The organism is Mycobacterium sp. E787, assembly GCF_001668725.1.
Classification (GTDB): domain Bacteria; phylum Actinomycetota; class Actinomycetes; order Mycobacteriales; family Mycobacteriaceae; genus Mycobacterium.
On record NZ_LZKL01000029.1, the window covers coordinates 1 to 17,121 of the forward strand.

At 69.3% G+C, this 17,121-nt stretch carries 17 protein-coding genes; 12 read left to right on the plus strand and 5 right to left on the minus strand.

Annotation, left to right across the window (positions count from 1 at the left end):
- The first annotated feature begins 282 nt into the window (after positions 1 to 282).
- Together A5705_RS05060 and A5705_RS05065 are read left to right on the plus strand one after the other, a co-directional pair.
- Positions 283 to 1,446, plus strand: coding sequence for an LLM class flavin-dependent oxidoreductase (locus A5705_RS05060; protein WP_068275883.1), 1,164 nt, complete (start codon positions 283 to 285; stop codon positions 1,444 to 1,446).
- Positions 1,447 to 1,775: 329 nt separating this feature from the next.
- A complete protein-coding gene (locus tag A5705_RS05065) occupies positions 1,776 to 3,038 on the plus strand; it encodes a PE domain-containing protein (protein ID WP_068275885.1) in 1,263 nt (420 codons plus the stop codon).
- Positions 3,039 to 3,063: 25 nt separating this feature from the next.
- Here A5705_RS05065 and A5705_RS05070 read toward each other — a convergent pair whose 3' ends face one another.
- Entirely contained in the window at positions 3,064 to 4,641 is a 1,578-nt protein-coding gene (locus A5705_RS05070) for an FAD-dependent monooxygenase (protein WP_068275888.1), read from the minus strand.
- A 124-nt stretch (positions 4,642 to 4,765) separates the two neighbouring features.
- Here A5705_RS05070 and A5705_RS05075 point away from each other — a divergent pair, with 124 nt between their 5' ends.
- Positions 4,766 to 5,077 carry a hypothetical protein gene (locus tag A5705_RS05075; protein WP_067883350.1) on the plus strand — a complete coding sequence of 104 codons (312 nt, stop codon included), beginning with the start codon at positions 4,766 to 4,768 and terminating at the stop codon, positions 5,075 to 5,077.
- 43 nt (positions 5,078 to 5,120) lie between these two features.
- Here A5705_RS05075 and A5705_RS05080 read toward each other — a convergent pair whose 3' ends face one another.
- The 3 genes from A5705_RS05080 to A5705_RS05090 are packed head-to-tail and all read right to left on the minus strand — an operon-like array spanning position 5,121 to position 8,585.
- Positions 5,121 to 5,588, minus strand: coding sequence for an SRPBCC family protein (locus tag A5705_RS05080; protein WP_067883349.1), 468 nt, complete (start codon positions 5,586 to 5,588; stop codon positions 5,121 to 5,123).
- A gap of 53 nt (positions 5,589 to 5,641) precedes the next feature.
- Positions 5,642 to 7,189, minus strand: coding sequence for an allophanate hydrolase (locus A5705_RS05085; protein ID WP_082956303.1), 1,548 nt, complete (start codon positions 7,187 to 7,189; stop codon positions 5,642 to 5,644).
- Positions 7,179 to 8,585, minus strand: coding sequence for a TIGR00366 family protein (locus tag A5705_RS05090; protein WP_067883347.1), 1,407 nt, complete (start codon positions 8,583 to 8,585; stop codon positions 7,179 to 7,181). Before A5705_RS05090 ends, A5705_RS05085 begins: the two co-directional genes overlap by 11 nt.
- Before the next feature lie 258 nt (positions 8,586 to 8,843).
- Between A5705_RS05090 and A5705_RS05095 the strand changes: the two genes are divergently transcribed.
- The 8 genes from A5705_RS05095 (at position 8,844) to A5705_RS05130 (ending at position 15,774) form a co-directional block, all read left to right on the plus strand.
- Positions 8,844 to 9,581, plus strand: coding sequence for an SDR family NAD(P)-dependent oxidoreductase (locus A5705_RS05095; RefSeq protein WP_068275895.1), 738 nt, complete (start codon positions 8,844 to 8,846; stop codon positions 9,579 to 9,581).
- Between the two features lie 18 nt (positions 9,582 to 9,599).
- Positions 9,600 to 10,343 (plus strand): SDR family NAD(P)-dependent oxidoreductase, encoded by a 744-nt coding sequence (locus A5705_RS05100; RefSeq protein ID WP_067883345.1) that lies wholly within the window; start codon positions 9,600 to 9,602, stop codon positions 10,341 to 10,343.
- 38 nt (positions 10,344 to 10,381) lie between these two features.
- On the plus strand, positions 10,382 to 11,125 hold the full coding sequence (locus tag A5705_RS05105) for a DUF899 domain-containing protein (protein WP_067883363.1): 744 nt from the start codon (positions 10,382 to 10,384) through the stop codon (positions 11,123 to 11,125).
- Between the two features lie 12 nt (positions 11,126 to 11,137).
- The gene (locus A5705_RS05110) at positions 11,138 to 12,124 is read left to right on the plus strand and encodes a sigma-70 family RNA polymerase sigma factor (protein ID WP_067883344.1); all 987 of its coding nucleotides are present in this window, start codon (positions 11,138 to 11,140) and stop codon (positions 12,122 to 12,124) included.
- Positions 12,125 to 12,135: 11 nt separating this feature from the next.
- Positions 12,136 to 12,696, plus strand: coding sequence for a maleylpyruvate isomerase N-terminal domain-containing protein (locus tag A5705_RS05115; RefSeq protein WP_197521239.1), 561 nt, complete (start codon positions 12,136 to 12,138; stop codon positions 12,694 to 12,696).
- A 70-nt stretch (positions 12,697 to 12,766) separates the two neighbouring features.
- Positions 12,767 to 14,605, plus strand: coding sequence for a fatty acyl-AMP ligase (locus tag A5705_RS05120; protein WP_067883342.1), 1,839 nt, complete (start codon positions 12,767 to 12,769; stop codon positions 14,603 to 14,605).
- Positions 14,606 to 14,655: 50 nt separating this feature from the next.
- Complete coding sequence (locus A5705_RS05125; RefSeq protein ID WP_067883341.1) at positions 14,656 to 15,333, plus strand: hypothetical protein; 678 nt, start codon at positions 14,656 to 14,658, stop codon at positions 15,331 to 15,333.
- Positions 15,334 to 15,405: 72 nt separating this feature from the next.
- Positions 15,406 to 15,774, plus strand: coding sequence for an STAS/SEC14 domain-containing protein (locus A5705_RS05130; RefSeq protein ID WP_067883340.1), 369 nt, complete (start codon positions 15,406 to 15,408; stop codon positions 15,772 to 15,774).
- Positions 15,775 to 15,812: 38 nt separating this feature from the next.
- Here the strand turns inward: A5705_RS05130 and A5705_RS05135 are convergent, their stop codons facing one another.
- Positions 15,813 to 16,580, minus strand: a complete 768-nt coding sequence (locus A5705_RS05135) for an SDR family oxidoreductase (protein WP_067883339.1) — start codon at positions 16,578 to 16,580, stop codon at positions 15,813 to 15,815.
- A gap of 59 nt (positions 16,581 to 16,639) precedes the next feature.
- On the opposite strand from A5705_RS05135, the gene A5705_RS05140 reads away from it, so the two are divergent.
- Entirely contained in the window at positions 16,640 to 17,116 is a 477-nt protein-coding gene (locus tag A5705_RS05140) for a nuclear transport factor 2 family protein (RefSeq protein ID WP_067883338.1), read from the plus strand.
- Positions 17,117 to 17,121 lie beyond the last annotated feature (5 nt).

Genomic DNA, 17,121 nt, shown 5'->3' on the forward strand with positions numbered 1-17,121 from the left:
TTGTAGGCCAGCTTGTGGTCGGGGAAGTCGGCGTGGATGGCGTCGGCGATCTGCGGGGGGTCGTCGGCGGCGGCGGTGGACCCGGGGGCGGCGGGGGTTGCGTCGGCAACCTGTGCGGCGGCTACTGACCGTCCCCTCGCGGCGCAGACTTGCTCCGATAGCCGGTGGGGCCATGAACATCTGGCCCCACCGGCTGAGCACTCTCGAGGGTCCGCCCTTTCGACCTGACCCGGGGCGCGGTTGAGTTATGGTTCTCCGCAACTCGACTGCAAGGGGAGTCCCATGGCCAACCTCAGGTTCGGATATTTCATCGCCCCGTTCCACCGGGCCGGCACCAACCCCACCCTGGCCCTGCAGCGTGACCTCGAGTTCGTCGAACACCTCGACGCCCTCGGCTTCGACGAAGCCTGGATCGGGGAGCATCACTCCGCGGGCAGCGAGATCATCAGCTCCCCGGAGGTGTTCATCGCCGCGGCCGCCGAGCGCGCCAAGCGGATTCGCTTCGGCACCGGGGTCATTTCGCTCGCCTACCACAACCCGCTTTGGGTCGCCGACCGGTTGATGCTGCTCGATCACCTGACCCACGGGCGCGTGATCGGTGGGATGGGACCGGGTTCGCTGCCGACCGATTCGGCGATGATCGGGCTGAACCCGACCGACACCCGCGAGCTGCTGGAAACCAACCTCGACATCGTCGTCCGGTTGCTGGCGGGGGAGACGGTGAGCGCGAAGACCGCCACGCACCAGCTGTTCGACGCCAAGCTGCAACTCGCGCCGTACAGCGAGGGCGGGATACCGCTGGCGGTCGCGGCGGTCGCCTCGCCGACGGGTGCCCGGCTGGCCGGCAAGCACGGCATCGGCCTGCTGTCCATCGGCGCGACGCTGGTCGTCGAAGGCTTCGACGCGTTGTCCTACCACTGGGGCATCGTCGAGGAGCGCGCCGCGGCGTTCGGCACGCGGGTCGACCGCAAGAACTGGAGCCTGGTCGGCCCCATGCATATCGCCGAGACCGACGAACAGGCCCGCGCCGACGTGAAATTCGGCATCGAGTCGTGGTTCAACTACTTCCAGAAGGTCGCGGCCTTCCCCCAGATGACCATGCCGGGCGAGCGGCTCGACGAGATGATCGACATCATCAACGACAACGGCGCCGGGGTGATCGGCACGCCGGAGCGGGCGCGGGCCCAGGTGCAGCGGCTCTGGGATCAGTCCGGCGGCTTCGGCTGCTTCCTGCAGATGGGCCACGAGTGGGCGAATCCCGCAGCCACCCGGCGGTCGGCCGAGCTGTTCGCCGCCGAGGTGATGCCGCACTTCCAGGGCCAGGCGCAGCCGACGCTGGACGCCGCAGCGCGGGCCGGGCAGGTGCGTGACGATCTGGCACAGTCTCAGCTGCAGGCCGTCGAGCACATGGCCAAGAAGTACCAGGACGAGGTCGGCTCGAAGTAGCGGCCGTGTTTTGCCCTTCGACCCGTCCAGACACCGGTCGCATGGTGGCCTAACCAGCAAACCCGCAAGTCCGGGCCCTCGAGTCGAACTGTTTGCACACCCGGCCGAAATTTTATCCGAAGCGCTCGATCGAACAATGCCATTCGTGAGCCCGGACGGGGTCACATTGCCTCAACCACCAGGCCCTGACCTTCGTCATCAATACCTGCGGAAACTGCCCGGTAATCCGTTTCGGCAAACCCCTGACCGGCCTAGAATCTTTAACTGTTCTGACGACGGAGGATCGCCGGGCTAGTGACAACCAGGGGCTAGCGAGAAGGTGGACCGACATGTCGTATGTCCTCGCTGCGCCGGAGCTGATCGCCTCTGCGGCAACGGATCTGTCCAACATCGGCTCGGCGCTGGGCGCCGCCACAGCGGCGGCGGCCCCGACAACGCGGATTCTGCCGGCGGCGCAGGATGCGGTGTCGGCGGCTATTGCGGCGGTGTTCTCCGCCCGCGGTCGGGGTTTTCAGGCGCTCGGTGCGCAGGCGGCGGCGTTTCATGACGAGTTCGCGCGGGCGCTGACCGCGGGTGCGGGGTCCTATGCCAGTGCGGAGGCCTCGACGCAGCAGCTGCTCGAAGGCGCCCAAGCGATCTCGTTGTACCCGTTGATCGGCAACGGCGCCGACGGGGGCACGGTTAACGGGGTGGGCCAGCCCGGCCAGCCCGGTGGGATCTTGTGGGGCAACGGCGGTCGCGGTGGCAATAGCACCGCCAGCTTGGTGCCCGGCGGTCCCGGCGGGTCCGCCGGCCTGATAGGGAACGGCGGACCCGGCGGCACCGGCGGACCCGGCGCGGCCGGCGGTGCCGGCGGCAGGGGCGGCCTACTGTGGGGGACAAACGGGGCCACCGGCGCCGCCGGCGCCACTATTCCCGGCCCCTTCCCTCAGCCCACAGGGGTGCCGGGGAATTGGACCATGACGTTCGACGACGAGTTCAACGGCACCACCTTGGACACGACCAAGTGGAACACCTCATGGTTGTACAACGGCGGCACCATGAACGGCGTCAACACCGTTCCCAGCGACGTGACAGTAGGTAACGGCTATCTGACACTGACACTGTCGGACGCCACGCACGGCGGACTGATCAGCACGGACGTGACCCAAGGCGCCCACCCGGGCTTCCAGTTCACCACCGGGGTCGTGGAAGCGCGCATCTTTTTCCCGGGTAACGGCAGCCAGGTCTACAACTGGGGCGCGTGGTGGACTGTCGGCCACAATTGGCCGACGAATGGCGAGAACGACATCGCGGAAACGTTGCACGGTCTGGTGCAAGCCCACCACATCGACGCGACCGGCAATCCGTCCGGTGGCAACGCGGGGTATATGGGTGGTTCTTGGCATGTCTTTACCATGCAACGGTTTACGGATCACGTCGTCTACTATTACGACGGCGTGCAAGTCGGTTCGGTGATCACCCATGAGAACGTGGCCAGTTCACCACAGTTCCTTGTCTTGAATGTCGGCCAGGGACAAGGGAGTCCGACGATGACCGGAGCGCCGGGGGCGATGCTCGTCGACTACGTCCGCGCGTGGTCGTCCCCATAGCCACACACCTGCGCGGGTGGCCGGTTCAAACCGGCGCCCACACGCCGAACCAGCGCGCGAGAGTCATTCGCAACTCAGCCAATTCGTCGGCATCGGGTGCGACCGCCGACGACGCCCACGCCACGTAGCCGTCCGGGCGCACCAGCACGGCGGTGGCGGGCACCGCGCCGACGGGGCGCCCTGTGGCCACGGTGATCTGGCCGCCTGTTTCGACAGCGGCGGCCGCGACCACGCCGCATTCGGTCAGGTCGACCAGAAGCGGCCGCCCGTCGCGGGCAAGCTCAGCGATACGTCTTGTGCCGTCACGGTTTTCGACAGCGAAGTCGGGCACCCAGCGGCCGGTCAGCGGATGCGTGTCATCACCCATGACATAACGGTTCTCCGCTCCCGAGATCAGATCGGTGAGGCGACGCACGATCGCCGGATCGGTGACCAATTCGGAGAACAGCCGGCGCAACGCGGTGACCTCGGGCCCGGGCCGGACGAGGGCCAGCTGGGCCCGGCTGTGCATGATGACCCGCTCGGCGGCCGGCCGGCGCTCGGCCTCGTAGGTGTCGAGCAGGGCCGGCCCGGCGCGTCCGTTGAGCACGGTGGCCAGCTTCCAGCCGAGGTTCACCGCGTCCTGTAGGCCCAGGTTGAGGCCCGGTCCGCCCATCGGCGAGTGCACGTGCGCGGCGTCGCCGACCAGGATCACCCGTCCCACTTGGTATTTGGCGGCGATCCGGGAGTTGATGCCGGAGAACCGACGTAGATCCAGCGGCGCGCCGGGCGATGCGGGCCGCAGCGGGATGTCTGCGCCGAGCACACGCTTCGCACTGGCCTCCAGCTCGGCCAGACTCATCGGCGGGCCGTCGGCGGCGTCGCCGTCGTCGCGGGGTTCCTCGCGAGCCGTCCTGTCGAGTTCGAAGACGATCACCGCGGCCCGGCCGCCGAGCGCGCCGAATGCGAAGACGCCCTGGTCGGCCCGATGGAACTGCAGCGGCGGAACGCGACCGGAACCCGGTATGTCGAGGCCGCCGTCGGCGTCGACCCATTCGTCCGGCGGTAGCACGTCGAAACCCATCCGGGCGACCAGGTCGTAGGACGACATGCCGGGAAAATCGATGCCGGCCAGTTTGCGGGTCATGCTGGTGCCCCCGTCGGCGCCGACCAGGTAGCGGGACCTGAGCCGGTACGGCCCGTCGGGACCGGAGACGTGGACGGTGACGCTGTCGTCGTGCTGATCGAAGCCGGTCATTCGGTGGCCCCAGCGAATATCCGCGCCGAGCCCGGCGGCGCGCTCCGCGAAGACCCGGACCAGCCTGGGCTGCTGGACCGGCAGCAGGAACAACTGCGCGTCCGGCGCCAGCCCGAGGTCCAGCGGGAACGCCGCGAACATCGCGCGCGGGTTGAGCCGGGGCGGCTCGTCGGTCCCGGCCAGCGTGCCGTGCAGGCCGCGATGGTCCAGAATCCGAACCCCTTGGCCGATAATGCCGTTGGCGCGCGGTTGCGGATTGGGCCCGGGCATCGGGTCGAGCACGACGGGCCGGATCCCGGCCAATCCCAGTTCGCCGGCCAGCATCAGCCCGTTCGGGCCGGCGCCGGCGATGACGGCATCAATCACTTAGCCCAGCTTAGGAGTCGGCCGTGGGTCCGACAACCGCTCGGCCCGGTGACATCGTGCCACCTCATATGGCGCCGACAGCCGCGTCCCAGCGTGCGGCTAATGACGGGTGCGAACCTGAGCCATGACCATTCGCGCTGACCGCCGCCGGCCGATGCGGCCGATCGTTGCCGGCATCGCGGCCCTCGCGCTTTGCGGTGCCGCGGGACCGGCGCACCCGACCGATGCGACGCTGTCCGCCCCGTTCGGCGGCTTCGCCGCCGACGACGGCGATGACCAGGCGCAACAGCAGGCGCAGTTGCAGCAACAGCTGGCCCAGCAGCAGCTGCAGCAGTCGATGCAACAGGCCGAGGAGCAAAACGAACAGGCCCAGCAGCAATTCCAGCAAGACATGCAGCAGGCCCAGATCGCCGAGCAACAGGCCAACGATCCGTAGCCGGTGCGGGCCGTCGAAATCCGTTGGGCCGCAGGGCGATCCGCTACCGCGCGCCGGCCGCCTCACGCTCGGCCGCCTGAACCAGCCGGCCCGAGAAGAACCGGACCGCCCCACCCAGCGCGGCCCGCATCACCGGACCGGTCCCGCGGGCCCCTTCGACGAACTCGCCGGTCCAGCGGATGTCCGTCCCGCCCGCCGGATTCGGGGTGAAGATCACCTCGCCGAAGTAGTCCTTGGCGGGACTGGGCGGACCGACCAGCTTGTAGGCGTGCCGGCGATCCTGCTCGTAGGCGACGGTTTCCTCCTGCACCAGCAGCGGCCACACGCCGACCTTGCGGATGGCCCCGACGCCGCCCGGCGCCGGATCCCCCTGACGCGCCCAGCTCGACTGCAGGACGATGGGCTTGGCCCACGTGGACCAGTTGGCGCCGTCGGCCACCAGCCGGAACAACGTCGCCGCAGGCGCGCTGCTGGTCCGGTTGATTTCGAACGAGAACTTGCGACCCGACATGCCGCGTACCCTACCGCCAAAGGCGGCTGTCGCGGACCGGCGGTTCGAAGTAGCTAGGACTTGCGTTCGGCGAGCGCGGTCACCGTGCGGCCGTCCTCGAGTTCGACTGTGGTCAGCGCCACGGGCGCGGGAAGGTCGGCCAGCAGGCGGCCCAGGCCGGCTTCCGAGATCCGGAACAGCTCCCCACCCGCGCCGACCTGGCCGGCGTGGCGGGCGCCGAGCCGCTCGAGCCGCCGGCGCGCGGCAGCCAAGCCGAATAACGCGATCTCGCAGTCGGTTTCGACAAGGGTCGGGGATGCCACCCCGCTGAGGCGTGCGGCGATGTCGACGGCGATCTGGTCATGAAACGCCGGTACGACGACCATCACGCCGAATGAACCGCCGGCCGCCGTCGGCTCCCCGGGAACCGCGACGGCGGCCATGTCGAGTGGATTGCAGAAATTGGTGTACGTGCCCATGCGGCGGTTGATCGAATAGGGATCGGCCTGGACCTGGGCCAGGGTGGGGTGTTCGGTGGTGGTCGGCAGCAGGATCGCGTCGAACCCGGTCAGCAGGTCCGCGGCGTCGGCCCGCGCCCGTGCCAACGCGTCCAGGTCGGCGGCGAAGGCGGGGCCGGTAACCGCGCGCGCCGCCGTGATGATCGATGCCACGACGGGGTCCGCGCCGGCCGGTGCGCCGTCGAGGAATTCGCCGACGGCGGCGTAGCGTTCGGCGACCAGGGCGCCGTCGTAGAGCAGCCGGGCCGCGTCCAGCAGCACCGAGACGTCGACCGGTTCGACGGCCAATCCCGCCTCGGTGGCGCGGGAGACGGTCCGCTCGAAGGCCCCCCGGAAGGCATCGCTGAGAGAGGATAGGTTCGCGGCCTCCGGGATCGCCAGCCGCGGCTCGCGCGGTGCGGCGAGGCGAACGTCGGCGGGCCAGCGGCGGCTGCGGGGATCGCGGGAGTCGGGGCCGGCCATGACCGCCGCCGCGGCGGTGGCGAGGCCGAGGTCGGCCGCGAGCACGGAGACGGCGTCGAAGCTGGCGCTCGCCGGGACCACCCCGTGGGTGGGGATGATCCCGAGCGTGGGTTTGATCCCGACGATGCCGTTGAGGGCGGCGGGCACCCGGACGGATCCCGCCGTGTCGGTGCCGATGCCGATGTCGGCGATGCCCAGCGCCACGGCCACGGCGGAGCCGGAGCTGGAGCCGCCGGCCACCAGCTCCGGGTCGCGCGAATTGCGAACGGCGCCATAGGGACTGCGGGTGCCGACCAGGCCGGTGCCGAATTGGTCGAGGTTGGTCTTGCCGAGGACGATCGCCCCGGCGGCGCGAAGCCGTTCCACCGCGGCGGCGGTGGTCGCCGGCACGCGGGCGAATTCGGGGCAGCCCGCGGTGGTGGGCAGGCCCGCGACGTCCACGTTGTCCTTGACCGCCAGCACCAGGCCCGCCAGCGGCAGGCCCTCGCCCGAGGCGAGCCGCCGCTCGACGGCAGCGGCCTCGGCCAGCACGTCGGCCCGATCGCGCAGCGTGATCCAGACCTCGGGCCGGTCGACTTCGGTGATCCGCCGGTACGCGGCGGTCACCCGCTCGACGGGGGAGCGGCGCACCTCAGATGACATAGGGCGCGACGAGGACCATGGCGCTGGCCACCGCGAAACCGATCAGGAACGCGATGACCGTAAAGCCCATCACCTGGCGGACATTGAGCTTCGCGATGGCGAGCACCGGCAGCAGCCAGAACGGCTGAATCATGTTGGCAACCCCCTCGCCGACCGCGACCGACATCGACGTCAGCCCGAGGTAGGCCGGCGAGTGCTGGCCGATGGCGAGCGCCGAGTCGACCGCGATCGGCCCCTGCACCGCCCAGTGCCCACCGCCGGACGGCACGAACAACGAGATGAGCACCGAGCCGACGAACGTCAGGAAGGGCAGCGTGTACTGGTCGGCGCCCCGGACCAGCGCCTCGGCGAGCACCGTCTGCAGGGCCTTGCCCGACCCCGTCGGCAGATATCCCAACAGGCCGACGATCCCGCCGTACAGCGGATACTGCAGCAGCAGCGGGCCGGACACCTTGGCCGCGCCCGAGAAGGCGCGGATGAACCGGATCGGCGTACCGTGCAGCAGCGCGCTGGTGATGGTGAACAGCATGATCATCGACGAGATGTTCAGCGCGAAGCCGCTCAGCGCGAAGTACGCGATGCCCGCGGCGAAGACGATGACGTTGAGGATCCACAGGTTCTCCAACCACTCGGCGAACGTCCGCTTGCCGGTGGGCGCGACCGGTTCGGGCTCCTCGTCGAAGACGGCCGGATCCGGCTCGAGACCCTGCCGGGGCGCCATCCGCCAGATCGCGATCGCGAGCAGGGCGACCACGGCGATCACCGCGATCCAGTTGTAGGGCTGAAAAATCGTCAGGCTCAACGGCACCGTCATGCCGGTGATCTTGTGAATCACGTTGATGGGGCTGGTGGGGTCGGTGTTGGCCAGCGCGATCGACGACGACAGGCCCTGGGTCCAGACGAGGTAGCCCATGAACCCGGTGGCGATCAGGTAGCCGAAGTGCGCGCCGGACACGCGTTTCGCCACCTGCCGCGCGACCAGCGCACCGGCCACCAGGCCGAGACCCCAGTTCAGCAGCGAAAAGACCGTGCTGACGCCGAAGCACAGCAGCGCCCCCTGCACCTGGTTGGCCGGCTTACCGGCCAGCCGCACGATGGCGCGCTTGAGGATCGGCGCCTCGGCCAGCGTGTAGCCCGTCACGAGCACGAGCACCATCTGGAACGCGAAGGTGAAGATGTTCTGCGCCCCCCACACCCCGCCATACCACGCCTTGAGGACGCCCGTCGGCGTGGCGCCACGGACCAGCAGCGCAACGAGCGCGACCACGAGGAGGGTGAGGATGACCGCGAACAGATAGGGATCGGGCATGAGGCGTTCGACGTAACGGACGCACAGCTCGGTGAACCGCTGAATCAGGCCGCGTCGTGCGACCGGTCGAGCCTGTGTTGTGGTCATTGACTTTCCTCTACTCGTCCGTTGTCGAAACCCGGGGCCAAGGCAACCCCAATTTTGTTGCGAGCAGGTGAATTGTGGGGGACCCGGAGACGATGACAACCGAGGTTGCCAGTGGGTGCGGGAAATCGAGGCCCGGCACCGCGATGAGTTTCGGTGCCGACGATTGTCTATATCCGTAGTTCGATCGGACTCGGTCGACACATCATCGAAGCCCCCGCACACCGGTGCGGGGGCTTTTTGAGTTCAGAGAGGCTTGTCATGGACCCAATCGCGGGCAAATCAGTTCTGGTCACCGGGGCCAATCGCGGCATCGGCCGGGCGTTCGTGGAGGAGGCGCTGCGCAGGGGGGCGGGGCGGGTATACGCCGGCACTCGCGACCGTTCGCCGTCTTCCGACGAGCGGGTGGTCCCGGTGCCGCTCGATGTCACCGATCCGGCACAGGTCGGGGCGGCCGCCGCGACGGCCGGATCGCTGGACGTGCTGATCAACAACGCGGGCATCGCGCTCTACGACGATCTCAGCGATCCCGGGGTGCTCCAACGGCACCTCGCTGTCAACCTCTTCGGCACCTTCGCGGTGACGCGGGCCTTCCTGCCCGCGCTGATCCGTGCCCGGGGCGCCGTGATCAACAACCTGTCGGTCAACGCGGTGGCGCCCCTGCCGCTCATTCCGGCGTACTCCGTCTCCAAGGCGGCCGCGTTCAGCCTCACCCAGTCGCTGCGGGCGTTTCTGGCTCCGCAGGGCGTGCGGGTGCACGCGATGTTCACCGGACCGGTCGACACCGACATGACCCGGGCGCTCGACATCCCCAAGGCGACCCCGCGGTCCGTGGCCGCCGGGGTCTTCGACGCGCTGCAACGCGGCGAAGAGGACATCTTCCCCGACCCCGTGTCGCAATCCATCGCCCAAGCCTGGCAGGGCGGCCCGGCCAAGGAACTGGAACGCCAGTACGCCCAACTGCTCGCGACGGCGCCGCCCGTCACGGCGCACGCGTGAAACCCTAAGGAGCACAAGATGAACGACCTATCCGGCACGACCGCCCTCGTCGTCGGCGCAAGCCGCGGCCTGGGCCGGGGCATCGCGCTGGCCACCGCCGATGCCGGCGCCTCCGTGATCGCCGTGTCCCGCAGCGCAACGACGTTTCCCCGGCCGAGCGGCGCCGGCAGCATCGAGGCGGTCGTCGCCGATGCGGCCGACCCCTCGGTGCCCGGCGGCCTCCTGGACCGACACGACCCGCACCTTCTGGTGCTGGTCGCCGGGGCGACGCCGCTGATACGCCCGCTCCAGCACCACACCTGGGAGACGTTCTCGGCCAACTGGAACACCGACGTGCGGATGGCCTTTCATTGGCTGCGCGAGGCCCTGCTCAAACCGCTGCGACCCGGCAGCACGGTGGTGGTGGTCAGCAGCGGTGCGGCGCTGGCCGGCTCGCCGCTCAGCGGCGGGTACGCCGGCGCCAAAGCCACCCAACGCTTCATCGCCGGGTACGCGCAAGAGGAGGCGGACCGCGCCGGCCTGGGCATCCGGTTCACCGCGCTGCTGCCCCGGATAACCCCGCTGACCGAACTCGGCCGCCCCGCCGTGCGGGCGTACGCGGCCCGCGGGGGCCAATCCGAGGAGGAATATGTCAGGCAGCTCGGCGAACTGCTCAGCCCGGAGTCGGCCGGGGCGGCCGTCGTGGAGCTGGCACAGGCGGACACCGCCGGCGTTGCGCCCAGCTACCTGCTGACCGGCGCCGGGCTGCAGAAGCTCGCGTGAAAAGTACTGCACCACAGCAGAAAGGGCTAGAGATGACCATGCAAACACCGCCCATCGTGTCGGCCCCGGAGTGGGAGGCCGCGCGCGGGCGCCTGCTCGTCAAGGAGAAAGAGCTCTTCCGCGCGCGGGACGCGCTGGCGGCTCAGCGCCGGCGCATGCCGTGGCTGCCGGTGGACAAGCCCTACCAGTTCGACGGCCCCGACGGGCGGGTCAGCCTGCTGGACCTCTTCGGTGGACGGCGCCAGCTGATCGTCTACCGGGCATTCCTGGAACCCGGGGTGGACGGCTGGCCCGACCACGCCTGCCGCGGCTGCTCGATGATCGCCGATCACGTCGGCAACCTGGCGCATCTGAATGCCCGCAACACCACGCTGGTGTTCGCTTCCCGCGCCGGCCAGCCCGACATCGCGCGCGTGAAGGCCCGGATGGGGTGGCACATGCCGTGGTACACGATCACCGACGACTTCGACCGCGACTTCGGCGTCGACGAGTGGCACGGCACCAACGCGTTCATCCGCGACGGCGAGCGGGTGTTCCGCACGTACTTCATCAACAACCGCGGCGACGAGGCGCTCGGCACCACGTGGAGTTACCTGGACATGACCGCCCTTGGGCGACAAGAGGATTGGGAGGACTCACCGGACGGCTACCCGCAGGGCCCCGCGTACGCGTGGTGGAACTGGCACGACGCCTACGGCGACCAGCAGCCGCAGTGGTGGGACGAGCCCGACCCGGGCGAGCGCAACCCCAACGATCCCCGGCCGGCGCGCCGCGACTCGTGAAAGGCTGAGTGCATGCGGGACGCCAGCGTCGACGACTTCGCGCAAGTCGCCGAGCGGTACCGGCCCGAGTTGCGGGCCTACTGCTACCGCATGCTCGGATCCGTCGACGAATGCGAAGATCTGGTGCAGGACACCTACCTGCGGGCGTGGCAGGCCTACGACAGGTTCGAGGGCCGATCCTCGGTCCGGTTGTGGCTCTACAAGATTGCGACGAACACGTACCTGAACGTGCTGCAGACGCGCAAACGGCGCCCGCTTCCCTCCGGTCTCGGCGCCCCGGCCGACAGCCCGGCCGTCGCGCTGGCCCCGGCCCAATCCGACATTCCCTGGCTGCAGCCCGCGCCGGACAGCCTGTTGTACGGCGCCACCGACGATCCCGCCGTGGTGGTGTCCCTGCGCAGCAGCGTCCGCTTGGCGTTCGTCGCCGCCCTGCAGCATTTGTCACCACTGCAGCGGGCGGTGCTGGTGCTGCGCGACGTATTGGGTTGGCCGGCAGGCGAAGTCGCGGAGATGCTGGAAACGTCCACCCCGGCCGTCAACAGCGCCCTGCAACGCGCCCGCGCGCGATTGGCCGAGGCCGGTCCGGCGCTCGACGAGCTCGGCGAACCCACCGAGCCCGAGCTGCGCGACGTGCTCGACCGCTACATGTCGGCCTTCGAGCACGCCGACGTCGACGCATTGGCTCAACTGCTGCGTGCCGACGTCGAGCTCGAAATGCCGCCCATTCCCACGTGGTTCACCGGTCGCGATGCGGTGTGCGCATTCCTGGCGCGGGTCGTGCTGCACACACCGGGGCAATGGCGGCTGGCGCCCACCCGGGCCAACGGCGCCCCGGCTTTCGCCATGTACCGGCGAGCTCCGGACGGGTCTTTCCGAGCCCACGGCCTGGACGTGCTGTCGCTGACCGCCGGTCGCATTTCACGCATCGTCGCCTTCAACGAGGCAACACTGGTCGCCAGGTTCGGGCTGCCCGAGGCGTTCACCGCACCGCCGGGGTGAGGGGGCGGACCGTGTCCGATCCCGACGAACTGCCCGTGCTGGCCGAGGCGACGCGGTACCTCTTCGGCAGCCTCCTCCTGGTTCGCGGGGCCGACCTGTCGGCGCCGACGCCCTGTCCCGACTGGGACTTGCGCCGCCTGCTGTTCCATGTCCGGACGTCGTTGGCGGATGCCGCCGCGGTGCTGGCGGCGCGCGCCCCCGACCCGGCCCCCGTCCCCTCCGATCCCGTCGCCGCGGCGCGGTCCGGGATCGTCGACTTTCTGATCGCGTCGACCGCGCTACCGACGACGGGCCGGTGGTGCGAGATTCGGGGCCGAACCCTGCCCGCCAAAACCGTTGTCCTCGTGGGGGCCATCGAGATGACCCTGCACGCGTGGGATATCGGCCAGGCGTGCCGAAACGATCGGCCCATCCCCCCGGAGATCGCCTCGACCCTGTTGTGGCTTTCGCCACCGCTGGCCCGGGCCGGCCTGGCCGGGCAGGTGTTCGCCGAGCCGCTGCCGGTACCTGCGACGGCCACACCGAGCGACCGGCTGCTCGCCCTCTTCGGCCGGCGACGCCCTCCGGGATAGCCGCGGACGCGCGGTCCCGAGCGCCGTACGGCGGCACCGACCGGCGGCGCCGGGCACCTAGACTGCGCTCATGAATTGCGGTTCCCGAGACAGCACCGCGGCTCCAAAGGGCCTGCTACTGATAGAGGACTGCCTGGACGCCGACGGCGAGGTGGCGTTGCCGCCGGGCACCACCCTGATCTCCCTCATCGAGCGCAACGTCGCCAATGTCGGTGACGCCGTGGCCTATCGCTACCTGGACTACGCCCGCTCGGAAGGGCACACCCTCGAAGTGACCTGGGCCCGGTTCGGGATCCGACTGCGGGCCATTGGCGCGCGGGTGCAGCAGTTCGCCGACGACGGCGACCGGGTGGCGATCCTGGCACCGCAGGGCATCGACTACGTCGCCGGCTTCTATGCCGCGATCAAGGCGGGCACCATCGCCGTGCCGTTGTTCGCGCCCGAACTGCCCGGTCACGCCGAGCGTCTGCAGACGGCGCTGCGCGACTCCCGACCCGCGGCGGTCCTCACGACGGCGGCCGCCGCGAACGCGGTGGAAAACTTCCTGGACAGCCTCCCGGACCTGAGGAAGCCGCGCCTGATCGTCATCGACGAGGTACCCGACTCGGCGGGGGAGTTGTTCGTCCCCGTCGAACTGGACATCGACCGCGTCTCGCACCTGCAGTACACCTCGGGCGCGACGCGGCCACCGGTCGGCGTGGAGATCACCCACCGTGCCGTGGGCACCAACCTCGTGCAGATGATCCTCTCGATCGACTTGCTGGACCGGAACACCCACGGCGTCAGCTGGTTACCGCTCTACCACGACATGGGTCTGTCGATGATCGGCTTTCCCGCGGTGTACGGCGGACACTCCACCCTGATGTCGCCCACCGCTTTCGTCCGCAGGCCGCTGCGCTGGATTCAGGCCTTGTCCGCCGGGTCGAGGCAGGGCCGGGTGGTGACCGCGGCGCCGAACTTCGCCTACGAGTGGACCGCGCAGCGCGGCCTGCCCGCCCCGGGCGACGACATCGACCTGAGCAACGTGGTGCTGATCATCGGCTCCGAACCGGTCAGCATCGACGCGATCCGGACCTTCAACAAGGCCTTCGCGCCATACGGGTTGCCGCGCACCGCGTTCAAGCCGTCGTACGGCATCGCGGAGGCGACCCTGATGATCGCGACCATCGAGCCGTCGGCCGAGGCATCGGTCACCTGTCTCGACCGCGAGCAATTGAGCGCCGGTCACGCGGTGCGCATCGAGGCGGACGCCCCGAATGCCGTGCCCCAGGTGTCGTGTGGCCGGGTTGCACGCAGCCTGCGGGCGATCATCGTGGACCCCGAAACCGGATCCGAACTGCCCGACGGGGATATCGGCGAGGTCTGGCTGCAGGGCGACAACGTGGGCCGCGGGTACTGGGGGCTGCCCGACGAGACACGGCGGGCGTTCGGCGCCACGCTGCGGTCGCGGCTGGCGGAGGGCGGCCACGCCGACGGCGCGAATGTCGGCGGTGCCTGGCTGCGGACCGGCGACCTGGGCGTGTACCTCGACGGCGAGCTGTACATCACGGGCCGAATCGCGGACCTGGTCACCATCGCGGGCCGCAACCACTACCCGCAAGACATCGAGGCCACCGTCGCCGAGGCGTCGCCGATGGTGCGCCGTGGCTACGTGACCGCGTTCGCCGTGCCGGCCGACGATGACGGCCGGCGGCTGGTGATCATCGCCGAGCGCGCCGCCGGCACCAGTCGCGCGGATCCCCGACCGGCGATCGAGGCGATCGGCAACGCGGTGGCGCGCCGGCACGGTGTGCCGGTGTCCGACGTGCGTTTCCTGCCGGCCGGCGCCATCCCGCGCACCACCAGCGGCAAGCTGGCCCGACGGGCCTGCCGCGCCCAATACCTCAGCGGCACACTGGGAGTGCACTAGGGAGCGGGAGTCGCCCTTGCCGGAGGGCGCCGGGGTGGCATCCTGGCGGTGTGGGTCTGCTCATCCGATTGGCGGAGCTCCTGATCGTGATCCTGCCGCTGACAGGCATGGTGATCGCCGCGGTGCGCGCGTTCACCGCCAACAAGCGGCGCGCCGAAGAGCCGAACGATGTGGGTCGAACGCGTCCCACCGAAGCGGTGAGCGCCTCGGCCGGCAATTCCAATAGCCAAGCGGCGCAATGGCGTTCGCTCCGTCGCGTCATCGACGAGCACGGCCGCACCGACGCGCGGTGGCTCTCCTACGAGCTCGACGTCGCCAAGCTTCTCGACTTCCCGCTGATGACCGACATGCGCGATCCGCTCACGATCGGTTTCCACAAAGCCAAGCTGCGAGCGGACTTCCTGCGCCCGGTGAAGGCCGAAGACCTCCTGGACGATCGGGAGACCGCGGCTCGCTATCAGGCCGCGGTCGAGGACTACGTCACCGCCTTCAACGTCGCCGAGGCCGAGGCGATGCGCAGGCGCCGCAGCGACTTCTCACCGGACGGCCGGCAGCGGATCGCGCGGGCCCAGAGCCTGTTGCGGGTCGCTGCGGACCCCGCCGCCGCGCCACAGGAGCGCCAGCAGGCCTTCGACCTGGCCCGCAAGGAACTCGACGGCCTCGTCGTGTTGCCGTCCACGACGCGGGCCAGCATCGAGCGCGGAATCTCCGGTCAGCTGGAGGGATGACTTTCGCCTCTTATCGGCGCCCGCGCCTCAGAAGAATCATGAGGGCATCAACCGATCGCCTAGGAGCACGCCGTGATCGACTACGACCTGGACAGCGCGCACAACATCCTGCTGGTGCGCCCGGAGTCCGCACTCGACAAGAACGACTTCACCGAACTCGCCAAGGCCGTCGACCCGCAAATCGAGGCCAACGGCGACCTCGCCGGCCTCATCATCAGCGCGCCGACGTTTCCCGGCTGGGACAGTTTCGGCGCGCTGGTCACCCACCTCCGCTTCGTTCGGGACCACCACAAGCACATCAAAAAGGTCGCGGTCGTCACCGACTCGCACCTCGGGGATGTGGCCGAGCATCTCGGCTCGCACTTTGTGTCGGCCACGATCCAGCACTTTCCCGCCGGGCAGGTCGAGCAAGCGCGCGAGTGGATTGTCGACGGCTCGTAGGCCGAGGGTAGCGTTCTACGGCCCCCACAACGGGGTGATCAGGGGCAGCAGTATCCGCCGTCGATGACGATGTCGGAGCCGGTCATGTAGCTGGACGCCGCACCGGCCAGGTACACGTACAGGGCGCTGAGTTCTTCGGGCCGGCCCAGGCGGCCCATCGGTATCTTCGGCTCCCACAGGGCGTGGTTCTCCGCCAACGGCTCGACGAGCTCGGTGAGGATGTAGCCGGGGCTGACGCTGTTGACCCGGATGTGGTGCGGCGCAAACTCGACGGCCATGGCCTTGGTCAGGTGGATCACCGCCGCCTTGGAGGCGCAGTAGTGGCCGACCTGCTGCGGGACGTTGATGATGTGGCCCGACATCGAGGCGGTGGTGATGATGGACCCGCCGCGCCCTTGCCGGACCATCGCCCGCGCCGCGGCCTGAGCGGTGAGAAAGACGCCCGTCACGTTGGTGTCCTGGATGCGCTGAAATTCTTCCGGCGGCATGTCCAGCATCGGTGTGACGGTGATGATCCCGGCGTTGCACACCGCGACGTCGATGCCGCCCAGCTCCGCGATCACCCGGTCGACCATTGCGTCGACCTGGTCGGGCCGCGTCACGTCGCAGGCGACCGGCACGGCCCGGCCACCCGCCGCGGTGAGCTCGCCGGCAACCCGCTCCAAGCGCTCGGAATGTCGCGCCGCGATTGCCACCTCCGCGCCGGCTTGGACGTAGGCCAGCGCGACCTCCTTGCCGATGCCGCTGGACGCCCCGGTCACCAGAGCCCGCTTGCCGTGCAAGTCGAACAAGTTCAGCACGCTCATCGAAATATCCCCATTCAGACCAGTCACCTATCACCGAAACACGTTCTAGTGTGTCCGCCATGGGCAAATTCAGCAGGGCCGAAATCGAGCAAGCCGTCGCGAACTACACGGCCGTCGTCGAGGAGTGCAGCTCCTCGGGCGACTGGCGACCCTTTGCCGATCTCTTCACCGAGGACGTCGTCTACACCGAGCACCACTACGGCGTCTTCCACGGCCGGGAGGCGGTGCGGGACTGGATCGTCGCGGTGATGGCGCCGTTCCCGCACATGCGTTTCCCCAGCGACTGGATCGCCTACGACGACGAGAACGACGCCGTCGTCGTCATGATCAGGAATCTGCTCGACCACCCGACCGACCCGAACGGCGAGCCGTTCTGGTTCCCCAACTGGACCCGGCTGGTCTACGCCGGCGACGGCCTGTTCTCCAGCGAGGAGGACATCTACAACCCCAACCGCGACGCGCCGCGTGTCGTCACCGCCTGGCTGCAGGCAGGCGGCCAGTTCGCCTCCGACAAGTTCTTGCAACCCCAGGCGTAGCAGGC